17 protein-coding genes and 1 pseudogene are annotated in these 20,215 nt (G+C 29.2%); 5 read left to right on the forward strand and 13 right to left on the reverse strand.

What is annotated here, in order from left to right; all coding sequences use genetic code 11:
- Positions 1-34 precede the first annotated feature (34 nt).
- Both ACYUDJ_RS10570 and ACYUDJ_RS10575 read right to left on the reverse strand, forming a co-directional pair.
- Positions 35-775 (reverse strand): class I SAM-dependent methyltransferase, encoded by a 741-nt coding sequence (locus ACYUDJ_RS10570; RefSeq protein WP_460289634.1) that lies wholly within the window; start codon positions 773-775, stop codon positions 35-37.
- Positions 776-781: 6 nt separating this feature from the next.
- Positions 782-1,672, reverse strand: a complete 891-nt coding sequence (locus tag ACYUDJ_RS10575) for an AraC family transcriptional regulator (protein ID WP_460289635.1) — start codon at positions 1,670-1,672, stop codon at positions 782-784.
- Positions 1,673-1,972: 300 nt separating this feature from the next.
- On the opposite strand from ACYUDJ_RS10575, the gene ACYUDJ_RS10580 reads away from it, so the two are divergent.
- Entirely contained in the window at positions 1,973-2,494 is a 522-nt protein-coding gene (locus ACYUDJ_RS10580) for a DUF4825 domain-containing protein (RefSeq protein WP_460289636.1), read from the forward strand.
- 1,172 nt (positions 2,495-3,666) lie between these two features.
- On the opposite strand, the pseudogene ACYUDJ_RS10585 reads toward ACYUDJ_RS10580, so the two are convergent.
- The 5 genes and pseudogenes from ACYUDJ_RS10585 to ACYUDJ_RS10605 all read right to left on the reverse strand — a co-directional run.
- Positions 3,667-4,107: pseudogene (locus ACYUDJ_RS10585) on the reverse strand (C40 family peptidase); the annotation flags it as partial.
- A 418-nt stretch (positions 4,108-4,525) separates the two neighbouring features.
- Positions 4,526-6,523 carry an oxidoreductase gene (locus tag ACYUDJ_RS10590; protein ID WP_460285611.1) on the reverse strand — a complete coding sequence of 666 codons (1,998 nt, stop codon included), beginning with the start codon at positions 6,521-6,523 and terminating at the stop codon, positions 4,526-4,528.
- A 96-nt stretch (positions 6,524-6,619) separates the two neighbouring features.
- The gene (locus ACYUDJ_RS10595; protein ID WP_061326547.1) at positions 6,620-7,417 is read right to left on the reverse strand and encodes a MerR family transcriptional regulator; all 798 of its coding nucleotides are present in this window, start codon (positions 7,415-7,417) and stop codon (positions 6,620-6,622) included.
- 47 nt (positions 7,418-7,464) lie between these two features.
- Positions 7,465-7,758 carry a hypothetical protein gene (locus ACYUDJ_RS10600; protein WP_163200821.1) on the reverse strand — a complete coding sequence of 98 codons (294 nt, stop codon included), beginning with the start codon at positions 7,756-7,758 and terminating at the stop codon, positions 7,465-7,467.
- A gap of 174 nt (positions 7,759-7,932) precedes the next feature.
- Positions 7,933-8,382 (reverse strand): Lrp/AsnC family transcriptional regulator, encoded by a 450-nt coding sequence (locus ACYUDJ_RS10605; RefSeq protein WP_003493852.1) that lies wholly within the window; start codon positions 8,380-8,382, stop codon positions 7,933-7,935.
- Between the two features lie 138 nt (positions 8,383-8,520).
- Between ACYUDJ_RS10605 and ACYUDJ_RS10610 the strand changes: the two genes are divergently transcribed.
- Positions 8,521-8,937 carry a carboxymuconolactone decarboxylase family protein gene (locus tag ACYUDJ_RS10610; RefSeq protein WP_033065066.1) on the forward strand — a complete coding sequence of 139 codons (417 nt, stop codon included), beginning with the start codon at positions 8,521-8,523 and terminating at the stop codon, positions 8,935-8,937.
- 509 nt (positions 8,938-9,446) lie between these two features.
- On the opposite strand, the gene ACYUDJ_RS10615 is transcribed toward ACYUDJ_RS10610, so the two are convergent.
- The 3 genes from ACYUDJ_RS10615 to ACYUDJ_RS10625 form a co-directional block, all read right to left on the reverse strand.
- Complete coding sequence (locus tag ACYUDJ_RS10615) at positions 9,447-10,166, reverse strand: M28 family metallopeptidase (RefSeq protein WP_242850954.1); 720 nt, start codon at positions 10,164-10,166, stop codon at positions 9,447-9,449.
- A gap of 1,244 nt (positions 10,167-11,410) precedes the next feature.
- Positions 11,411-12,259 carry a PhzF family phenazine biosynthesis protein gene (locus ACYUDJ_RS10620; protein ID WP_460289637.1) on the reverse strand — a complete coding sequence of 283 codons (849 nt, stop codon included), beginning with the start codon at positions 12,257-12,259 and terminating at the stop codon, positions 11,411-11,413.
- Positions 12,260-12,549: 290 nt separating this feature from the next.
- Positions 12,550-13,470, reverse strand: a complete 921-nt coding sequence (locus ACYUDJ_RS10625; RefSeq protein WP_043032061.1) for a PhzF family phenazine biosynthesis protein — start codon at positions 13,468-13,470, stop codon at positions 12,550-12,552.
- A gap of 324 nt (positions 13,471-13,794) precedes the next feature.
- Here ACYUDJ_RS10625 and pdxR point away from each other — a divergent pair, with 324 nt between their 5' ends.
- Positions 13,795-15,288 (forward strand): MocR-like pyridoxine biosynthesis transcription factor PdxR, encoded by a 1,494-nt coding sequence (gene pdxR / locus ACYUDJ_RS10630; RefSeq protein WP_043032062.1) that lies wholly within the window; start codon positions 13,795-13,797, stop codon positions 15,286-15,288.
- A 203-nt stretch (positions 15,289-15,491) separates the two neighbouring features.
- Here the strand turns inward: pdxR and ACYUDJ_RS10635 are convergent, their stop codons facing one another.
- The gene (locus tag ACYUDJ_RS10635; RefSeq protein WP_043032063.1) at positions 15,492-16,586 is read right to left on the reverse strand and encodes an alkaline phosphatase family protein; all 1,095 of its coding nucleotides are present in this window, start codon (positions 16,584-16,586) and stop codon (positions 15,492-15,494) included.
- A gap of 665 nt (positions 16,587-17,251) precedes the next feature.
- On the opposite strand from ACYUDJ_RS10635, the gene ACYUDJ_RS10640 reads away from it, so the two are divergent.
- Positions 17,252-17,704 (forward strand): staygreen family protein, encoded by a 453-nt coding sequence (locus ACYUDJ_RS10640; protein ID WP_043032064.1) that lies wholly within the window; start codon positions 17,252-17,254, stop codon positions 17,702-17,704.
- 81 nt (positions 17,705-17,785) lie between these two features.
- On the opposite strand, the gene ACYUDJ_RS10645 is transcribed toward ACYUDJ_RS10640, so the two are convergent.
- Positions 17,786-18,232 (reverse strand): helix-turn-helix domain-containing protein, encoded by a 447-nt coding sequence (locus ACYUDJ_RS10645; protein WP_043032065.1) that lies wholly within the window; start codon positions 18,230-18,232, stop codon positions 17,786-17,788.
- Positions 18,233-18,399: 167 nt separating this feature from the next.
- Positions 18,400-19,431, reverse strand: coding sequence for an alpha/beta hydrolase (locus ACYUDJ_RS10650; RefSeq protein ID WP_043032066.1), 1,032 nt, complete (start codon positions 19,429-19,431; stop codon positions 18,400-18,402).
- A gap of 250 nt (positions 19,432-19,681) precedes the next feature.
- Between ACYUDJ_RS10650 and ACYUDJ_RS10655 the strand changes: the two genes are divergently transcribed.
- Positions 19,682-20,110: a DUF2935 domain-containing protein gene (locus ACYUDJ_RS10655; protein ID WP_003485222.1), complete on the forward strand. Its 429-nt coding sequence runs from the start codon at positions 19,682-19,684 to the stop codon at positions 20,108-20,110.
- Positions 20,111-20,215: the final 105 nt, after the last annotated feature.

The following is a 20,215-nucleotide window of genomic DNA, read 5'->3' on the forward strand; positions in this document are numbered from 1 at the left end:
TTAAAGTTAAAATTTCTTGGAAAATATTTCATTGTTAAATATAACATTCATATAAAAAGGTTTCAGTATTTTTATCTATAGATTCTCTTCTATTGAAATCACTGAATACATGGCTCCCTTTAAATCCTGCCTTTAATATTAACTTGTCTAATTCTCCAAAATCATATAATTTTATACGAAAATCCATTTCTTCTTTACCTAGTAAATTATCGCCATCATATAACTCATATAAACTTGGTGTAGATAATATTTTTTTTTGTTTATCATAAAAACTTTTACTTTTAAAGATTATATCATAACCTTCTTTAGTCTTTACGTGACAATTTTCAAGGTACTCTTCCCTATCAGGAATTATATTGGCAGTTGTCTCAGCAGCAAAAACAAACTTGCCTTTTGGTGCTAGTGCTTCCTTCATTTTTACCAGCACATTAAAGGCAATATCCTCATCAAGAAATAATGAAAATGAACCAGATGTAATAAAAATATAATCATATTTTTCCTTTGGAGAAAATTCTTCAATAGAACTTTGAAAAACCTTTGCCTTGGGAGCTTTTTTATAAAGTTCTTTTAGCATTTCTTCTGACATATCAAATCCAGTAATATTAAAGCCTCTTTCTAAAAAAGGTACTAGAAATCTTCCACTTCCACAAAGGGGTTCTAGTATTTTCATCTTCTTTTTTGCATATTGTAAATAAAATTGCAGCTCATCTTCTGGTGCATGAGGATGTAGTAACTCATACATTACTGTACATAAACTTCCATAATAATTAATCATTTAATATCACCTTTCCAACTTTTTTATCGGCACATAAATATCCATAACTGTGTCTGGTCTTAAATGACATCTCTCATCATAAAATTCAAAATCCAATTTTTCTTCATCATATTCGTAATCATTATTTTTAAACCATTCATCAAATATATATTTCCATGATTCTTTAATAATTTTTGCAAATTCCCTTTGGTCTTTGCTATCTACCGTATTAACAGGATTTGTAGTAAACACTGCATACTGAGCCTTTGGTACTTCAACAGTTATCATATCAGAAGTTACTTTAGAAAAATCCTCAACAATAACCCCTAATAAATAGGTTATATCCCCACTATCAGAACAAGGTATGCATAATCCAACTTCCCCATGTTTTAAGGGTGATAGAATTTTGTATAGTTTACTTTCTAGATTTTCTCCATTATAATTGCTCCAAAAGGAGGCTACATCCTTTGTATATTTACTATCTGCCACATTAGTTTTAATACCATATCCAGCAACTTTAAATCCATGTTTTTTAACTATATATGGAGCATTCATAAACTTACCTAGTATTAAATTATTTTCACTTTTGTAATAGGATTTCATTTTTTTAATATATTGACTTGGACTACATTCAAACTCTTTTCTAAAGGCTCTTGCAAAACTACTTGGTGTTTCAAATCCCCATTTTAAAGCAACATCAATTATTTTTTCACCTTCTAATAAATCTATAGTAGATAAAGAAAGTCTCCTTTTTCTTACATATTCCATTAAGGGCATACCCTTTAAAAAAGAAAAAACTCTGCAGAAATGATATGATGAGTACCCTATTTCCTGTGTAATCTCTTTAAGTGTAAGAGGCTCTTTAATATGCTCTTCTATATAATCAATACAATTTTCTATATCTTTTCTATAATTCATTACATACTCACCTACTTCATGAAGCTATTATTATAATATAACAAAACAAAATGTTTTTCTGTTCTTATTTTGCTATTTTTATTTTTAAAACTGACCATAAAGATTATAGAATATTCTTCTTTTGCTTAATTCTAAAATAATATTAATTTTATTAAAAGTGAATATATTCAATACCCATGTGAAAATAACCATTGAAAATGTATACCATTATATTGTAATTAATGCTATAATCCAACTATAGTTACACCTTAATCTAATGTATAATTGTGAGACAATATATTGTAAAATAGGAGGCATTATATGAAAAACAAACTTAAAATATTAATACCTTTAATAATAATCCTATCATTAAATTTAGTAGGTTGTAGAATGAATTCTGAAAAAAAATCAAAGGAAAATATAAAAAATAATTCTAAAGTTGAAACATATGATTTGATAAAATATAAAGGCACATATATAGGCGATAATAGTTCTGTAGGAAGTATTATAAAAAATTTACCTGCTAATAAATATAGTGCTGGATTTAGTCTACAAGCTAGTAAGGAGCCATATGAAATAACTGTTAACTATAAAGCGAATGAAAATTTAGGTGAAGAAAATTATAATAAATTTTGGAGTGACAAAAAAGCTGACAAGCTTTTAGAAAAGAATGCGGTAGTATTATTATCTCTTATACCAAACGCTGAAATTATTAAATTTAATGTAGACAATATAGGAGAAGAATCCTATAAATATGATAGAAAAAATTTAGGACAAAAATACGGTAACTTAAAAGACTTATTTAAAGATAATGATTCATTGAAAAAATTTTTAAATAATTAGTATCTAACAATTTATATAGCCCCATTAAAAGAAAAACATTTAACTTCTTTTAATGGGGGCTATAATTTCAATAATACTCTAAATTATAATCTGAAACTAAATTTAAAAAATATTTTAGTCAATAAAAATCCTACAATTTAACTCAAAAATTATTGCCATGTATAAATGCTTATTCCAAATCAAATAATTACATTTCTTGCTTAAGTACATCTCATGTTATTGTTCAACGTATTTATACTATAATAAACCAAAACCTATAGCAAAATTTAAATACATCCTATGTATATATTTATATATAAAAAATAAAAGTAATTTATAGGATAAAACTGCTTAATTACTGGTTTTATAGGTATTTTAATAAATTTTATTATAGATAAAATACGTCAAACAAAAGAGCCCTGTTTATTAAGGTTCTTTTTTGCATTATGAAGGATGTCTATAATTAACCTATTGGGAAACCGTTATATTTAATATTCTATAAATGTTAAAAAACCCCTTTAAATCATTAAAAATAAGCAGCCCGATTAAGAACTGCTTTAAAATTATTCATTTTATTTTATCTGTATCCATTGAGGATTTATTTTATTAACTAAGTACCAACCTTTATATTCTCCATAAACATTTAATTGTCTATTTTCTGGAATAACTCCATTTTTATTATTTTTATTTCCTGTTGGGAAGCTGTAACATATTGTTCCTTTCGGAGCAACACATTGTTTTATTGGATTGCTTGAAGCAGAAGGTAATTGTGGCATATAACTTATTCTAATATCATTTTTATTTACCCATTGGATGTTTTTTGATATATTAACTAAATAGTATCCACTATATTCATCATAAATTTCAACTTCTGCATCCATGCCCCTACTTCCTGTAGATTTTTCGTTCATATATGGATTATCTAAAAACAATAATTTATTAGTAATAGATTTTCCTTTTGCTAGTATAGGTAATTGAGGCATAGATACTATACTATCTTTATGTATCCATTGATCATTTATTTTATTTACTAAATACCAGTCTCCACATTTACCATATATATTTACTTTATAGCCACTATAATTTATTGTTCCATTTTTATTTCCATCTGGTATATCATAAAAACTAGTGCCTGATTTTATTTCACAATTTTTTAAAAGTGGTAATGAAGAAGAATTAATTCGTTTTATAAAATCACTTTTAACAAATGAAGGTATTATTCTTCTTCCTGCATAGAATTTATATACTGATGCTATTTTGACTACATCTCCTGGTTTTGGAGAATGTATCATTTGTCCATTTCCAACATATATACCTACATGACCGGTATGTGGGAAAACTAAATCTCCTGGCTGTAGATTACTTTGTGATACTGCAGTACCTACATTAATTTGATCATATGTTGTTCTTGGTAAGTTTATTCCTGCTGCATTTCTGTATACATATTGAACGAATCCTGAACAATCAAATCCTGATGAAGTAGTTCCACCAGAAACATATGGTGTTCCTATAAATTTTTTGGCATAGTTTACTATATCTTGTCCATTTGCTGCAGCTTTAACATTGCCTACATTTAGTGCTAAAGCCATAAAAACAGCTAAAAAGATACTTAATATAGTTGTTTTCTTTTTCATCTTTATTCCCCCTATTGATATTTTTATTTTGTTTTAATACCCTATAATTACAACATTCCTTACAATTAATTGAATTCCTTCTTTTTTTATCCTACATATTTTTACTTTTTTATAAATTCTGATACAGCCTTAAATTAAAATTAAATAATTATTTTAAATCTTTATTAATAAATTACTAATTTTGTTTAAAAAATTTATCAAAAAATAAAAAATAATAGCTATAGCATAAGCTACAACTACTATTTTTAATAATACATCTCATGTTAATGTTCAACCATAGTAAAATAGCTATTCTTTATTTCTAAGAATATCATATACAAGTAGTGCATAACAAACACCCATATACTTATAGAATTTCAGTAAAAAATAAAAAACTAGATTGGATATTAACCCATTCTAGTTTTTTGCAAAGATCTATTTAGATATTTTTAGCTATTTCATATGCACTCCAAATAGCATACATAATATTTTGAACTTTATTAGCATCTCCAATCAGCCTTGCATTTGGAATATCAAATCTAACTTCATTATATAAGTCTTTTTCAGATAAATATCCAATAGCTACAACAGCACTATCAGCATTAATGATTGATTCTTGTCCATCTGTATTTAAAACAAAACCTTTATCTGTTTTCTTGCTGATATAAGAGCCTGTCTTAACATTAATCTTATTAAATTTAATTAAATCATTAAGCATATCATGGTTTGCATGACATAAAGGTCCTCCTACTTGTAAAATATCATTTTGCATCTCTACAATTGTAACCTCTTTACCTTGTTGTTTTAACCAAAGAGCTGTTTCACATCCAACAAGTCCTCCACCAATTACAATAACCTTTTCACCAACATTTTTTCTTTCCATTAGCACATCTTCTGCTGAATAAACGTTATCAGCTCCTTCAATAGTCAATGTTCTTGGACTAGAACCTGTTGCTAAAAGTACTTCATCAGCTCCAAATTCTTTGATATTTTCCTTTGAGGCATCCACATTTAACTTTATTTCAACACCTAAATCTTTCAATATGCCCTCATACCACTTAACAAGTGCACGATCATCATCTTTGAAATCTGGAACTCCTCCTGGTACAATATTTCCGCCAAGATAACCATTCTTTTCAATCAATGTTACTTTGTGTCCACGAACAGCTGCAACTCTTGCGGCTTCCATTCCTGCAACACCACCACCTACAACAAGAACTTTTTTAATCTGTTCTGCTTTTTTTAGTCCATACTCTTTTTCACGTCCACAGGCAGGGTTTACTGCACAGGATACTGTTGCAAAATTCTGTAATCTTCCCATACACCCTTCTTGACAAGATAAACAAGGTCTAACTTTATCATATTTATCTTCAAAGATTTTATTTGGAATTTCTGCATCTGCAAGAAGTGGTCTTCCTAAAGCAATCATATCTGTTTTTCCTGACAAAATTGCATCACTTGATAGTTCAGGATCTTCCATTCTTCCTGCGGTAATAATAGGTACATCTACTGCATTTTTAAGGATCTCATTGTATGGAAGGTATAATCCCTTCTTTTGATACATTGGTGGATGACTCCAATACCATGAATCATAAGATCCAACGTCTCCATTTAACGCATCATATCCTGCTGCAACAAGCATTTTTGCAGCTTCAATTCCTTCTGGAATATCTCTTCCTTTTTCTTCAAATTCTTCACCTGGTAAACCGCCTTTACACCAATCTTTAATGAAGCTTTTTATACTGTATCTAAGAGAAACTGGGAAGTCTTGTCCACAACGTTTCTTAATTTCTTGTACAACTTCACAGGCAAATCTTAAACGATTTTCTAATGATCCACCATATTCATCAGTACGATGGTTAAAGAAAGAAATAGCAAATTGATCTAATAAATATCCTTCATGTACTGCGTGAATTTCTACACCATCAAATCCGGCTTTTTTTGCAATTTCTGCTGACTCACCAAAGGCTTTTACATATTCTTTTACTTCTTCTGTAGTTAACTCACGACAGGTTACTCCTGGTAAAAATCTATGTGGAATTTTAGAAGGTGCTACTGCCACTTTTCCTACAATAGATGGTATACTTACTCGGCCAAAGCCTGCTGATAATTGTAAAAAGATTTTTGCTCCATATGCATGGACTCTTTCTGTCATTTCATTACCTGTTGTAATAAAGTTTAAAGGGTTAATTGTTGGACATGGCATGGATGGCAATGCACATTTTTCAATGCTATTTTCCACCATTGTTACGCCTGTCATAATTAATCCAGTTCCGCCTTTTGCACGTTCTACATAAAACTCAATTCCTCTTTCATTAAAACTACCATCGGCGTTACACATTCCTCCTGGTCCCATTGGAGCAAGAACATATCTATTTTTAATCTCCAATTTTCCAATTTTAATTGGGTCATAAAGTACCTTATACTTATCCTTCATTTTCTTTCTCCTTTCTGAATTCACATTTGTATTTTTTTATTTTCTTGTTACCTTCAGTATAGAGCATAAAGTAGCTTTACTTTCAAGAGGATATTGTTATATTTTTATCGAAATCCATAATTCTATATATGGATGCAATTTAGCTCCCTTTTCAACCTCAACTAATAATATCTTTCCCCAGGCTATTTCACCTATTTCAAGACCTTTTTTTATTGCAAATTCAGAAGCCTTTTTAAAAACTTTCTGAGGATGTTGTGTAAAATCCTCATCTGCCATTACAATTGTATGTATACAAGAGGTGCTTTTTAATTGTTTTGTGTGTAAACCTAATGGAAGCTCTAATTCTTCTAGCTTTTTGGTGTTTACCAAATATCCAAAGTTACTCATTCCCATTCTTGAATCAAATACCCCCAGCTGAACTGTTGGCATTGCTTTTACCCATTCATGAATTATCCTTTGGGAACTACGCTTTTTTGAAAGCCATCCACACTCATCATCACATATAATCGTTACTTCAGGTGACTTTGCAAATTCATATTTATTCAATAGTTCTTCAATTCTTCTTACGCTAACAAGATGTTCCCCAATAGCATCTGCTAAATTCATGTAATATTGGGCCCTTTTTAAGGCTTCTAATTGATACATTGCTTCTCTTTCTTCTATTAATTTATAATTATTTTCTTCCCCACCAAATTGTGCAATAATAGTTTTCATAGGTATTTCCATAGAACGATACTTTGTATAAGAAAGCAATCGAAATACATCTACAACATTATAGTAGCGATGACCATTTTTCCCTTTTTCCACTTTAATCAAATGTTCTTTTTCAAAATAGTGAATAGCACTTGTGGTGCATCCAAGAATTTCTGCTAAATCTGTAATACTATATCTCATAATTCTCTCCTTTCTGCCTAAAGTCACTTTAGGTATTTGTTAAAAGATTATCCTTCTGCTTTATTAAAATAATTTACTATTCCTTTAATTAGTAACAATAAATTTAAAACAGGGGTCATATATACTAAAAACATAAAGAAGTATCCTATTGATGGATTCGACATACTAGCATTTATTAATCCATTAACAAAGTTAGTTACCTTTTCATTGTCTATCTCTTCCAAATTCTCTTCTATATCATTGAAGGCTTCAAAGGGATCTATATCTTGAGACATGTTGTTTATCTTATTTATTATAAAAGCCATTGCTCCTATTAAAATATTTAAAGTAAAAAAACTCATATTTCCCACCTCTTTAAGTGTATCTTTTAGTATTTATTATATATCGAAATCCATCTAAATGATTATATATGATGTGTGTTTTACAACATATTGAATAAAAGCTTTAGATTCTTCTAAGACTTTTAATAATTGTGGTGTTTGAGTAAATTGTTCGTTTTTTCATATGCCATATTCTTATTCTCCTAAGAATTTATTAATGCTATTATTTATTGTTACCTCCGAAAATGCTATAATAGTTTCTGTTATTGCATATGAAGATATATCATTTATAAATTCTTCTATATCATTTAAAGATTTAACTAATAATTTAACTAAAAAGCATCCATCACCAGCAATTCTATAACACCATTCACTTCGTTTATACTCCTTAATGAATATCTTGAATTTTTCATACTGTCCATTTTTCATAGTTACCTTGACTATACAATCAATAGACAATCCAAGTTTCTTTTTATTTATTTTAATTGTATACCCTTCAATAACCCCATCATCTTCGAGTCTTCTTACTCTTTCAGTAACAGATGGTGGTGAAAGATTTATACGTTTAGATAATTCTCTTATAGATAGCCTACTATCTTTTTGTAACTCTTGTAAAATTAATACGTCTATTTCATCTAATTTCATTTGTAACTTCCTCTCTCAAATTATTATTTCAAATGATATATTTATTATTATATTATATATCAATTACAATACAATATTAACATTATAATTTGTATAATATTAATTGTTAATAAAATATATTTATAGAGGAGAGATACCATGGCAAGAATAACTTTTTCACAAGAAGGACTCACACCATTTCAACAATTATTAGGTCATAATAAATATATAATGGAAAAATGGACTTCTTTAGAAGAATGCTTTTTTAATAGTAATACATTTACACATGAATTAAAAGAAGAAGTAAGACGTACCCTTGCTTTTAATAACGGATGTCAATATTGTATGTCTAAAGGTAAGCCATCTAATGAAATAACTGATTCAAAAATTTTAATTGCTACTAAAATCGCAGATATTATTTCTAAAAATCAACTTATTGATAATGAATATTTTAATAGACTAAAAAATGAATTTAGTGATAATGAAGTTTCTGAACTTTTAGCCTTAATATGCTTTATAACAGCTTCTCAAAAATTCGGAGCATTACTTGATTTACAGCCAAGTTGCTCAATTTAACTTATCAACAATAACTTAATAACATCTAAAATTAATATTAATATCTATAAAATAGGAGATTATATGTCAGTAACCTCCTATTTTATCTGATTTTATAAGCAATATTGCCTATATCAAATCATTAACTAAAAAACCTATCAATATTAAGAAAATCTGATATACGATAAACTTTTGAATTGTGTAATTAACCTTCTTTAAATGTTATATAAAAATCTTTATCTTTTAATTTATTGAGTATTTCTATATCTTCTTCAGTCCAACCATTTTATTCTAATAATTCTGCGTTTAATAAATTTTCTACAACTTCTTTAATTAATTCTACTTCTTTTTTCACTAAACTCACTCCTCTACAATAATTTAAAATTGCTTATTATCTTTGTATTACGACGTAAAAAAACCGCATATCCATCTTTGAATGATACGGTATTTAGGACTGCTATTCGATTTTTATTGCTGGCTCATACAACTTTTTTATTATATATAGTTTCAATCAATTTTCTTAGTGGCTATCACTTTGCTCCAAACATTATACCATTATTTGTTTCTACAAAATCACTTATAGCATTTGCAATCCTATCTATTTGTTCATAATCTAAAGTGTCTGGAGTATCTGTAGGCTTATGAATCAATTCCTTTATATTTTCCTGTACAAAGAAAAAATTAGGAATTTTTTCATTTTCAAAACTCATGTGGTCACTTGCACCCCTTATAGTTGTATCTGCAAATTCAATATTATTCTTTTTTAAAGTAGTTTTCACAGAAGCATATAGTTTGTTAGATACTTTACTTTTATTCTTTAAAGCCAGCTTTCCTCCATTTTTAGAACCTATAGAATCTATATTAATATTATATAAGTTCTCATACAATGATTTAGATATAATCTCATCAACAAATGCTCGACTTCCTGCTAATCCCTCTTCTTCTCCATTAAAGGCACATATAACTATATCCATATCAAAAGGTTTTTCCTTTGACTTTTCCTTTAAATTATTAGCTACTTTTATTAAAGCTGACATACCAGAAGCATTATCTAATGCTCCTCTAATAATCTTTCCATCTTGATATCCTATATGATCAAAATGTGCTGATATTACCACTGCTTTTTTACTGTTTTTACCTTTTATAACACCTACAACATTATTAATTGTTCCCATTTTGCTGTCTTCACCACCTCCGTAAACTTTTATAATATCCTGAGAATACTTTTCATAATAACTGTTCCCGAACAAAGGAGCTAGTCCTATATCTTTAAAAATCTTATTAACATATTCTCCAGCCTTATCATTTCCTTTTGAACCAATTAATCTACCTTCAAATTCATCAGAACATAATGTATTTACGATTTCTTTAGTAGTTGGAATTTTTACATGAGTTTCAACCTGTGTTGATTTGGATGATTGTTCATCGGTAACTGTCTTACCATTACTTTCTGTAGATTTTATACTAGTTGTATTAGAACCACAAGCCGTAAGAGTTATAACTATAGTAAAAATAGCACATAATTTTCTTAAATTTTTAATAATAATTCCCTCCTAATAATTTATTTTAACAATTATCCCCATACATTGAATTTATATTTAATTTTTAATATGTTATTCATCTTAGTAATAGATTCATAATATCTTACCATCATGAAATAATGTGGTGTTCAAGTAAATTATTAAGTTGTTGCATTAAATAAAAAGAATATAACAGAACTTTGCTCTTAATTGCCAAAGATAATACTCTTCAATATCATTTTATATAAAAAAGTAAACTTGTATAATTTTCAAATCTGTTTTTATTAATGACTAAAATTTTCTGCAAATTGCTTCATAACTGTTTGTACTTCCTCAATCTTATCCTCTTCTACTCTTTCTAAAATAAAGCCTAAAAATTTTTCTTGCCCTTGGTTCATCACTGTACCTACTATAAATTATTTATGTTAAATATTATATCAAAATACACCGTGCAATAAACAAAATTATTTATATAATTTATGTCATGTGTTTTCACTATTTTGTATCAGTTAACATTAATTACATGATATACCGCATTATTCAATTTTTGAAGAACCTTATTAGCAATTTTATTTTCAAGGGCTACTTCGCTTTAATTTCAGATTATGTACAAATTTAAATACATCCTATGTTAATGTTCAACTTGGAAAAAGCTAGACAAAAGCAATATAAAAGTAGAGATTTAAATACATCCTATGTTAATGTTCAACCATAATAAAATAGCCATTCTTTAATTTCAAGGATATCATACAACCATTGATTTTACAAGATTTTACAGAAATTTTTCCAAGTAGTTTTGCTTTTTACAAATATAAAATAAAAACTTACCATAAACCTTATGTGTCAACGCTCTAAATAGGTTTTAAAATTTATTTTGGCTGGAAAAATTCAGTTAACTTTACAATATATTTGAATTGCGCAATAAAAAATCGCAAATTCAATTTCTTGAATAATGCGATTTTTTACGTTTATTATTATAGTAAAATAGTTCCCTTTGCCAAAATAGCTACCTCTCCAGACACTAATATTTCTTTTTCAGAAATGCTCATAGAAACCTTAATTTTACTAGGTCTGCCGACAAATCTTCCTTGATTTATTATAATCTCATGACCTACATTAAAAATATTATGCTTATATAAATATGCACCTAATGGTCCAGCTGCACTTCCTGTTGCAACATCCTCAACGTTTCCTTGATTATCCCAGGTCCGTCCTTCTATATAATTCACATCAAATATATAAGCAAATTTAGCACCTACTTCTTTTAACATTTCTTCAAATTTAGAACTAATTATTTTTGCATTCTCTATTCCTGAAGTTAATGGTACTAATAAGTATGGTAATCCTGTTGATACAACTTCCATATGAAATTCTTCGCTTAAATTCTCTTCTGACAAGTTCAATGCATGTACATATTTATTTCTCTTCTCTTTTGAAACTTCACAGAGGAATTCCGCTTTTCCTTGATTCATTTGTACTTCATAATACTCCTCTATCTTTTTTGAATTAACTATAATTGTTTTTTGATTTAATTGAAATGCAATTGCTATATCTTCTTCATTTCTAAAAATATGACTATGAATAGTAGCAGCTGCTCCCAAAATAGGATGCCCCGCAAAATCCAATTCTTCATCTACTGTAAAAATTCTTGCATTAAATATACTATTATCTATTCTTCTCACAAAAATTGTTTCAAATTGCTTAAACTCTTGTGTTAATTTCAACATAAGATTATCCTCTAATTCCTCATTACAAAAAACAACAGTTAATCCATTGCCAGATAATATTTCATTGCTAAAAACATCAACATGAAAATATTCCATTTTAATTCCTCCTTATATAAAAAATATAATTAACATTTATTTTACCTAAAATCATAACATATAGTGTAAATACCGCATCATTTAATTTTCAAAGAAGATCTTTATCATTTACTACGCAAAAATTTCAAATTGTTCATCAACTAAGAAAGGTAGAAATGTCTTTCTTAGTTGATAAAAACAAACACTATATACCATATTATATCAATTTTGTACTATACATCAGCAGTCCTTTAGCTACTCCTAGTATTACCCGATAATGGAATTTATATTTTTTACATGCGAAGCCTGAGCTATAAAGTCGGCAGCTCGATCAACCCGGCTCCAAATTTCACACAGGTTCCACCGATCTTGATTTCAGAAAAATTGTTATACGTTTTGCTAACAGTAATATTAATAAAGCTCGGTCTTCCCATTTCAATTCCCTGCTCATTTATAATCATATATTTACCGTCATACCCGTGTGCCACCAGACCGTGTTCAACCAAATATGCTCCCAGCGGACCGCTTGCCCCGCCTGTAGCTGGATCTTCTGCAATGCCCATAGCCGGAGCGAACATCCTGCTGTGTATGGTTGATCCGACATGGAGGGTTTCCCTAGTAAAAGCGAATATATGTTTCGTATCCTCGCTTGCCGAAAAGAATTTCTCCCATGTATCAAGCCTTAGCTTTATCTTGCTGATCACATCCAGGCTTTTTAGCGGGATATACAAAAAAGGCACGCCGGTAGACACTGTCTGGATAGGGCTGGTTGTATCAATATCGGCGATATCAAGGGAGAGTAGTTCGGCGGCTGTCCTTATATCTCCAAAGACCTGCCCGAATACCGGCATAGGCTGTTCCATTTCAATCGACCTGATTCTCCCGCCTTCCACGTGAATAGAAACAGCTATTTCTCCGACGCCTTCTTCAAAAATAAGCTTGTTCATTCCCTCGCGGGTTTCGACAGCGCCTTCATCAGCAAGAACAAAAGCCGTACCGATGGTTGGGTGGCCTGCCATAGGCAGCTCGGTTTTTGGTGTAAATATTCTGAGCTTTTTATGATTTGGCCCAATATCTGTAACAAAGGTTGTTTCGGAAAGATTAAGCTCTCTCGCAATACTCTGCATTTCTTCACTTGACAGCTTTTCCGCATCTTTGAATACGGCCAGCTGATTTCCGCCAAACACCTGATTTGTAAAAACATCCACCAAGGTATACTCAAATTTTCTCATAATCGAATTCCTCCCATTCATTGTTTCCTAATATTTCTTTTTGATATTATAGCAAATGAAGTTTATTTGGGATTTTTGGAAAAAATAATTTTTCTAAGATTAATAAATATTTTCTCATTAAATAGCCCTCCAATACTTAAACATAATTTACTCCATAATTATAAATCAATTACGTATATAACAGTCAAACACAAAGTATAACAGTTAATTTTTAAACACAATTATGATTTTGATAGCTTTCAATATTGAATCACGATATAATACAGATATATAATTTAACAATAATTATTATACCTATATATAGCACTTTAGGAGAGTTTGTTTATGAATATTAAAATTGATAAGAATAGTCTAATTACTATAACTCAACAACTAGTTCATTACTTTTCGGATAGAATTATGTCTGGATTTATAAAAGCTGGTCAAAAGCTACCTTCTATCAGAAGTCTAGCCAAGGAATTAGGTATTAGCCCAATGACTATAATTAAAGCGTATAATAATTTAGAGCAAAATGGTTTGGTAACTACAATCCAAGGTAAAGGTACCTATGTTAATGAAAGAAACAGCGCGGTGAAATCTAATAATATTACTGAAAAAGATAGTTTTCAGTGGCAAATGTCTGTGCCAGACTATTTATCCCGGTCTCAATTTAGATATAATCCTAATTTATCCTACTCCAATGATTACTATAATTTGTCCGTGGCCTCATTAAATCACAAACTGTTACCTACAAAAACTATATTAAAGGATTCTTTAGGCTTAATTCAAAATGATATAAAGCTTCTTTCTCAATATCCTCCTGCTCAAGGTGATTATGAGTTTAGAAATATCATGTCTCGATACTTGAGATTAAAAGAAATAGCTACTTCGCCGGAAAATATTTTAGTAACTAGTGGTTCACAGCAAGGAATAAGTCTTATAGCCAGCACCTTTATTGGACCTGGAGATATTGTAGTTATGGAAACTCCTACATATCCAGGGGCTATAGATTTATTTAAATGCAGAGGAGCAGTAATTTTAACTGTTCCTGTTGACAGCGAAGGTATGCGAACTGATATTTTAATGAATCTATGTGATAAACACTCGCCAAAGCTTATCTATACTATTCCAAATTTTCACAATCCAACTGGATATAGTATGAGTTCAAAACGGAAAGCAGAGCTTTTAGATATAGCTAGATATAACGATATTCTTATAGTTGAAGATGATCCTTGGAATGAAATTTCATATAAAAGAGAAAAGATTAAAACAATAAAATCCATGGATACTGATGGACATGTAGTTTATATAAAAAGTCTTAGCAAGATCCTAGGTCCTTCCTACCGGCTAGCTGTCATTATATCAGAGAGTTCGATACTCTCACGACTTATAGCAGCTAAAGCTAATCATGATCTTGGAACATCTGTACTAATCCAAAAGACTATTATAAACTTTATCCAGTCCAATAAAATCACATATTATATTGAAAGTTTAAATAAACAGCTGGTAAAAAGACGTGATAAGGTAATTAGTTTATTGAAGATCCATGCACCTTCTGGTATGAAGTGGGCGATACCTGAAGGTGGAATAAATATTTGGGTTACACTTCCTAAAAATTTTAATGTTGAAAAGCTATTATCTTACTCTATTACAACAAAGAATATTTCTTTTTTACCTGGAACCATATGTTATCCTAATGAAGTAGAATTTAATAATCTTAGAATATGCTTCACATATTTAGATGAAGAATTCATAGAAGATACTATAATTGAGCTTTGTAACCTCATAAAGCTTCTATATACGACTAAAAACATTACTGACTATAGGCCTATTATTTAATAAAAATCAGGATCTACTTTATCATTGTAAGTCCTGATTTTTTTAAAATTATATCAATCATTTGTTAAGTTATAGTGAAAATTAATACTTTACGTATAATCTCATGCAATAAAAAATCTAAGACTTCCCTATTAAGTTTATAATGAAATTTCTCACAATTAAATCTGGATGAATCATGATTACGAATCAACTTTTGATAATGCTCATTTTTTGCATATTGCTATAAGTGGTATCTTCAGTTCCTGTTCCGTCATCCCAGCATGATTGGAAATAAATTGATTTGATCTTTGAGAATAAACAATACCTTTGTCACTAATTGCTACTGCTAAATAATCTCCTATAAATTCTTCAAACTTAGGATGCATTTTTCCAACACCAAATATACTCTTTTCGATAACCTCTTCTTTTGAGTACAATAAAAAGTCGTCGCCAAAATTATAATGGAATTCAGTGGAAAAATCATTCAAATATTCATCTTTTATATAGAAAGCTGTAGCTCTTGTCTCGATAGAAGTTGGACGTTTTAACATAGTAATTAACTTAGGATAAACACTCAAAATATAGTGCTTCAAATTACAATGTCCATGGTCTGCAGTAACAATAACCAATGTATCGGATAATCTTTTGCACATATCTGTTACTTTTTCTTCGAGTTCTTTTATATTCTCAGTAACCAGACTGTTATAGCAACCAAACTCATGCATTAAGCTATCAGGATTTTCCCAATATCCATATATGTATTTTTTTTCGGAGGTAGCACACAACCGTTCTACTTCATGCGTCAATTCATCAAATGTTTTTATTTTATTACTTCCGAATTTTGACACACTATATGCGTTAGCCATCCTAGCATCTCTTATTTTTTCGTAAATACTTTTATACGGTAAAATTTGGCTGGCAACATGATAATCCGCCACATGAATTTCTGTGTCTTTTTCCGTATTAATAAATGCGTTTACAATTTTATTTATTTCACTAAAATACAAACTCCATCCTAGCCACCCATGTTCCAAAGGGGTTAAACCACTTTCAATAGAGGTCGTTGCTGATGTAGTAGTTGGAGGAAACACAGATGAATATTCCTTAATCAAATTCTTTCGAAAAAAAACATTTTCCGATAAATGATATTGTAATGTATCAACCCCTAATCCATCAAATAGCAAGATAACTACATTTTTATATTGATATTTCAAAAGCTCGTCCACTTCTTTTAGTGTACTATGTTCACTCTCAGCACCAAAATATTCTAAGATAGAGCAAGCAAGATTCACGATACTATTATTATAATCAACAAACATATTTTCTCCCTCTACTTTTAACAGCTTATTATAAATAATCTTTAGTTCCCCATTTTTTACTATTGTGATATAATTACTAGTAATTATATCATATTTATACACTAATCAATGTTTATTTTAGTAGTAAATATAAAATATTTTTTACTTCTTAACACCGTCTTATTCAATTTTCAAAGAATATTATTCTTATCTACATTTTCAAAAGTTACGCCGCCTTTAATTCAGACTGTGTACAAGTTTAAATGCATCCCTTGTTATTGTTCAACCAAGTATGGGTGAAGTTAAGCAAGGTTAAAAAAAGATTTAAATACATCTCATGTTACTGTTTAACCATAGTAAAATAGCCATTCTTTAATTTCAAAGATATCATAGAACCATTGATTTTACAAGGTCCTAAACAAAATTTTCCAACCGTTTTAAATAATTTGAAATTTACATAAAAAGCACCACCTAACCTCTTATATATCAAAGGTTAAGATAGATTTTGGAACTAGAGTCGGTTGGAAAAAGTTTTTGTTCTTTTCTTTTATTTATTTCAATATTCTTTTTATAAATTTATATAGCGCTAATGATATTATAATAAATTTTATAGCTGCCTAAATGACAACTTCCTTAACCTAATCATATAATAGTCCTATGAGAAATATTGTACAGGAAGGGATTAAATGAGCAAATTGAACCCTGAAAAACTTTCAGTGGAATTTAGAGATGGAGTAACTAATACAGAACCTATTTTAGGAAGACGCTACACCCTTACTCATTCTGATATAACCGCAGAACTTTTTTTAACTATTGGATTAACCTATGCCTATGATAAAATTGATGCCATGCGGGATGAGGTTCTTGGTGAATGGATTGAAAAAGAAAAAAACTACTTATTTCATGTTTATCTACATGTAGATGGAAATAATCCAATTGTTACAGGTGTACGAAATCATATTTTTAGGCGTGAATTACCTCTTGCTTTAGAGGCTATTAGATATGGTGATAGAAAATTTTTTAGTTTTCACCCCAAACTAGATAATTCTCCAATAATAGTGCACTTTATCTCATCTTATCCTAGCTTTAATAGAATAGAAAAATGGGGTACTTTTTCAGATTATTTTTTGAAAAAGTAATAAAACATAATATGATCATATAAAAGCATTTATAAAAAGCCCTCACAATGTGAGAGCTTTTCTCTATAAAGTATGCTCATTTTATTTGGTTTTCTTTTTTTCCATTTTATATTTTTGGTATAAAATATCTTTTAAAACCAAAACAGTATCTGTATCGTTAAAGCCGAAATCATTTTTAAAACTATCATAAATCTCAGATATCTTTTCACTATAAGTGTTTATTCCTTTTATATCTGGATATGAAGCTAAAATGGGGTACTTTTTACTCCATGCACCTGTCCAGTCAATTTCATCAACTATCATTTCAATACCAGTAACATCGCCACTAATATAATTTTCACTAATAAGATAGTCATAACTTACATTGTAAAGTTCACTTAGCAATTTTGCTTTATTAAGTTCAGGAACCGTCTGATCTGTTTCCCATTTACTTACTGTTTGCCTGGATACACTTAATTTTTCAGCAACATCTTCCTGTGATAGACCTGCCTTTTTACGCAAATATAATAATTTTTCTCCTAATGACATAATTCTCACCAGCCTTTACTCTATTTCAAGTTAACTTTTAACTATAGTATACTAGACATTAAAAATCTTTTCTATCAAGTAAAGATGACAATTTGTCAACTAAACTTAACTTTTATCTCTGCAACATCCTTTATAATAAATTTTGTAATAAAATAATTATATTAAGTTTATTTTTGAAACTCTTTTTGTATATATAGAGAAATTTGATTTAATGCTTCGTCTGCTTTATTTGTAATTTTATCCATTGTAATAAATCCATGAGTAATGCCTTTATATCTAGTAACCTCTGCTTTAACTCCAGATTCTTTTAGTTTATTAGCATATGCTTCTCCTTCATCTCTGAGAGGATCAATTTCTGCTGTCACTACGAGTGTATCAGGTAATTTTCTAAGATCCTTAGATAAAAGTGGGGATGCATAAGGGTTTTTTCTATCTTCTTTTTTCGGTGCATAAATTGAAATATACTTTTCCATATCCTCTGTTGAAACATTTAAGCTATTAGAAAAATAAGACCAAGATTTACTGTTCAATTCAAATATATTTGTAGATGGATATATTAATACCTGGCATGTTATAGGAGGTCCATTTTTATCCCGTGACATTGCTGAAACTGCAGCAGAAAGATTTCCACCTGCACTATCCCCTACAACTGCTATATGTTTTTCATTTCCATTTATGCTTTTTGCATTTTTATAAGTCCACTGAAGCACATTATATACATCATTAAGACCAGCGGGAAAAGGATTTTCTGGCGCAAGCCTATAGTTTACAGATATTACAATTGCTTTTGTGTTCTGTGAAAGCTTTCTACAAACCCCATCAATAGTATCAACATTTCCTCCAATCCAGAAACCACCATGTGAATAAATGATTATAGGAAAATTACTACCGTTTTTAGGTGTATATATTCTTACTGGTATTTTCTCATTGTTCATTTTTATATCAAGGTTCTTAATATTGGAAAATGGTATAGGTTTATTTGACCACCTAGTTGATTGCTTATTTAAAGCTCCTCTAGTTTCTTCAATTGATTTACTATTGAGTGATTTAGGATTAAGAATTTTATATAACTGCAAGTTTGCAGCAACATACATATTAAGCTTACCATCCTTGGTCTCAGTTAAATTCTTAATAATAAAAAATCCTGCTATTACAAGTATAACTAGAATAACTGATCCTACTTTTATTACTTTTTTCACTTCATTTACCTCCATCCACTATAAAAATTCTGCAATAAAAATAACTAAATTTACTTATATATTTTTTCCTTTACGCATTTTAATATACTTAAAATCTTTGAACATTAATTTCTAGTTTAGAATGCGGAACTTTAGGCTCATTATATAAAGAACATTGATAAAAAGAATAAATAATTGCTGTACATTTTAAGTCATTCTTCCATATAAATAACATATAATATACTGTTCACACTTTATCAGGAGGTAATCTATGTATTGTTACACTTATGTAAACCAATTTGCTTGTATTTTTAACGAACTTGAACTATGGACCCATATTTCAAGTGAACATCCAACTTTTCTTAAGACGGTGGCTTCTCTTTCTAAGATTAACCTACCAAAATCCGCTGTAGATAAACTTGATGATATTCATAAAAGGTTTTTAGGACTATATAACGATGTAGTGTACTTAAAAAAAGCTTTAAGGGCTAATCCTATGTTATATTATCAGTCTATTGGAAATATAAAAAGAATTATTAATAAATTCATGTTTTATGATACTCAAGCTCTATCCTTCTACCCTGAATTACTTGAGTTTGGAAAAGAAAATAAAGTTTGGCAAGAACTAGTTAATCATATAATTCATGAACAACATTTTATGCTTGAACTATTTAAAAATTTAATATTACAAATAGGATAAGTAAAAAATATATGCACCTTGACTTATTTTGTTATATACCTATATTAATCAATATATAAATTCTATCAAAAAATATTAGAATCATCCTTAAACTATAATTATCTG

Source organism: Clostridium sp. CTA-6 (genome assembly GCF_054768115.1).

Excerpts from the sequence above, each read along its gene's own strand:
- ACYUDJ_RS10625 (WP_043032061.1), bottom strand. The coding sequence starts at position 13,470 with ATGAGAAAATTTGAGTATACCTTGGTGGATGTTTTTACAAATCAGGTG.
- ACYUDJ_RS10640 (WP_043032064.1), top strand. The coding sequence starts at position 17,252 with ATGAGCAAATTGAACCCTGAAAAACTTTCAGTGGAATTTAGAGATGGA.
- ACYUDJ_RS10590 (WP_460285611.1), bottom strand. The coding sequence starts at position 6,523 with ATGAAGGATAAGTATAAGGTACTTTATGACCCAATTAAAATTGGAAAA.
- ACYUDJ_RS10595 (WP_061326547.1), bottom strand. The coding sequence starts at position 7,417 with ATGAGATATAGTATTACAGATTTAGCAGAAATTCTTGGATGCACCACA.
- ACYUDJ_RS10610 (WP_033065066.1), top strand. The coding sequence starts at position 8,521 with ATGGCAAGAATAACTTTTTCACAAGAAGGACTCACACCATTTCAACAA.
- ACYUDJ_RS10645 (WP_043032065.1), bottom strand. The coding sequence starts at position 18,232 with ATGTCATTAGGAGAAAAATTATTATATTTGCGTAAAAAGGCAGGTCTA.
- ACYUDJ_RS10570 (WP_460289634.1), bottom strand. The coding sequence starts at position 775 with ATGATTAATTATTATGGAAGTTTATGTACAGTAATGTATGAGTTACTA.
- ACYUDJ_RS10605 (WP_003493852.1), bottom strand. The coding sequence starts at position 8,382 with ATGAAATTAGATGAAATAGACGTATTAATTTTACAAGAGTTACAAAAA.
- ACYUDJ_RS10575 (WP_460289635.1), bottom strand. The coding sequence starts at position 1,672 with ATGAATTATAGAAAAGATATAGAAAATTGTATTGATTATATAGAAGAG.
- ACYUDJ_RS10580 (WP_460289636.1), top strand. The coding sequence starts at position 1,973 with ATGAAAAACAAACTTAAAATATTAATACCTTTAATAATAATCCTATCA.
- ACYUDJ_RS10620 (WP_460289637.1), bottom strand. The coding sequence starts at position 12,259 with ATGGAATATTTTCATGTTGATGTTTTTAGCAATGAAATATTATCTGGC.
- ACYUDJ_RS10600 (WP_163200821.1), bottom strand. The coding sequence starts at position 7,758 with ATGAGTTTTTTTACTTTAAATATTTTAATAGGAGCAATGGCTTTTATA.
- pdxR (WP_043032062.1), top strand. The coding sequence starts at position 13,795 with ATGAATATTAAAATTGATAAGAATAGTCTAATTACTATAACTCAACAA.
- ACYUDJ_RS10655 (WP_003485222.1), top strand. The coding sequence starts at position 19,682 with ATGTATTGTTACACTTATGTAAACCAATTTGCTTGTATTTTTAACGAA.
- ACYUDJ_RS10635 (WP_043032063.1), bottom strand. The coding sequence starts at position 16,586 with ATGTTTGTTGATTATAATAATAGTATCGTGAATCTTGCTTGCTCTATC.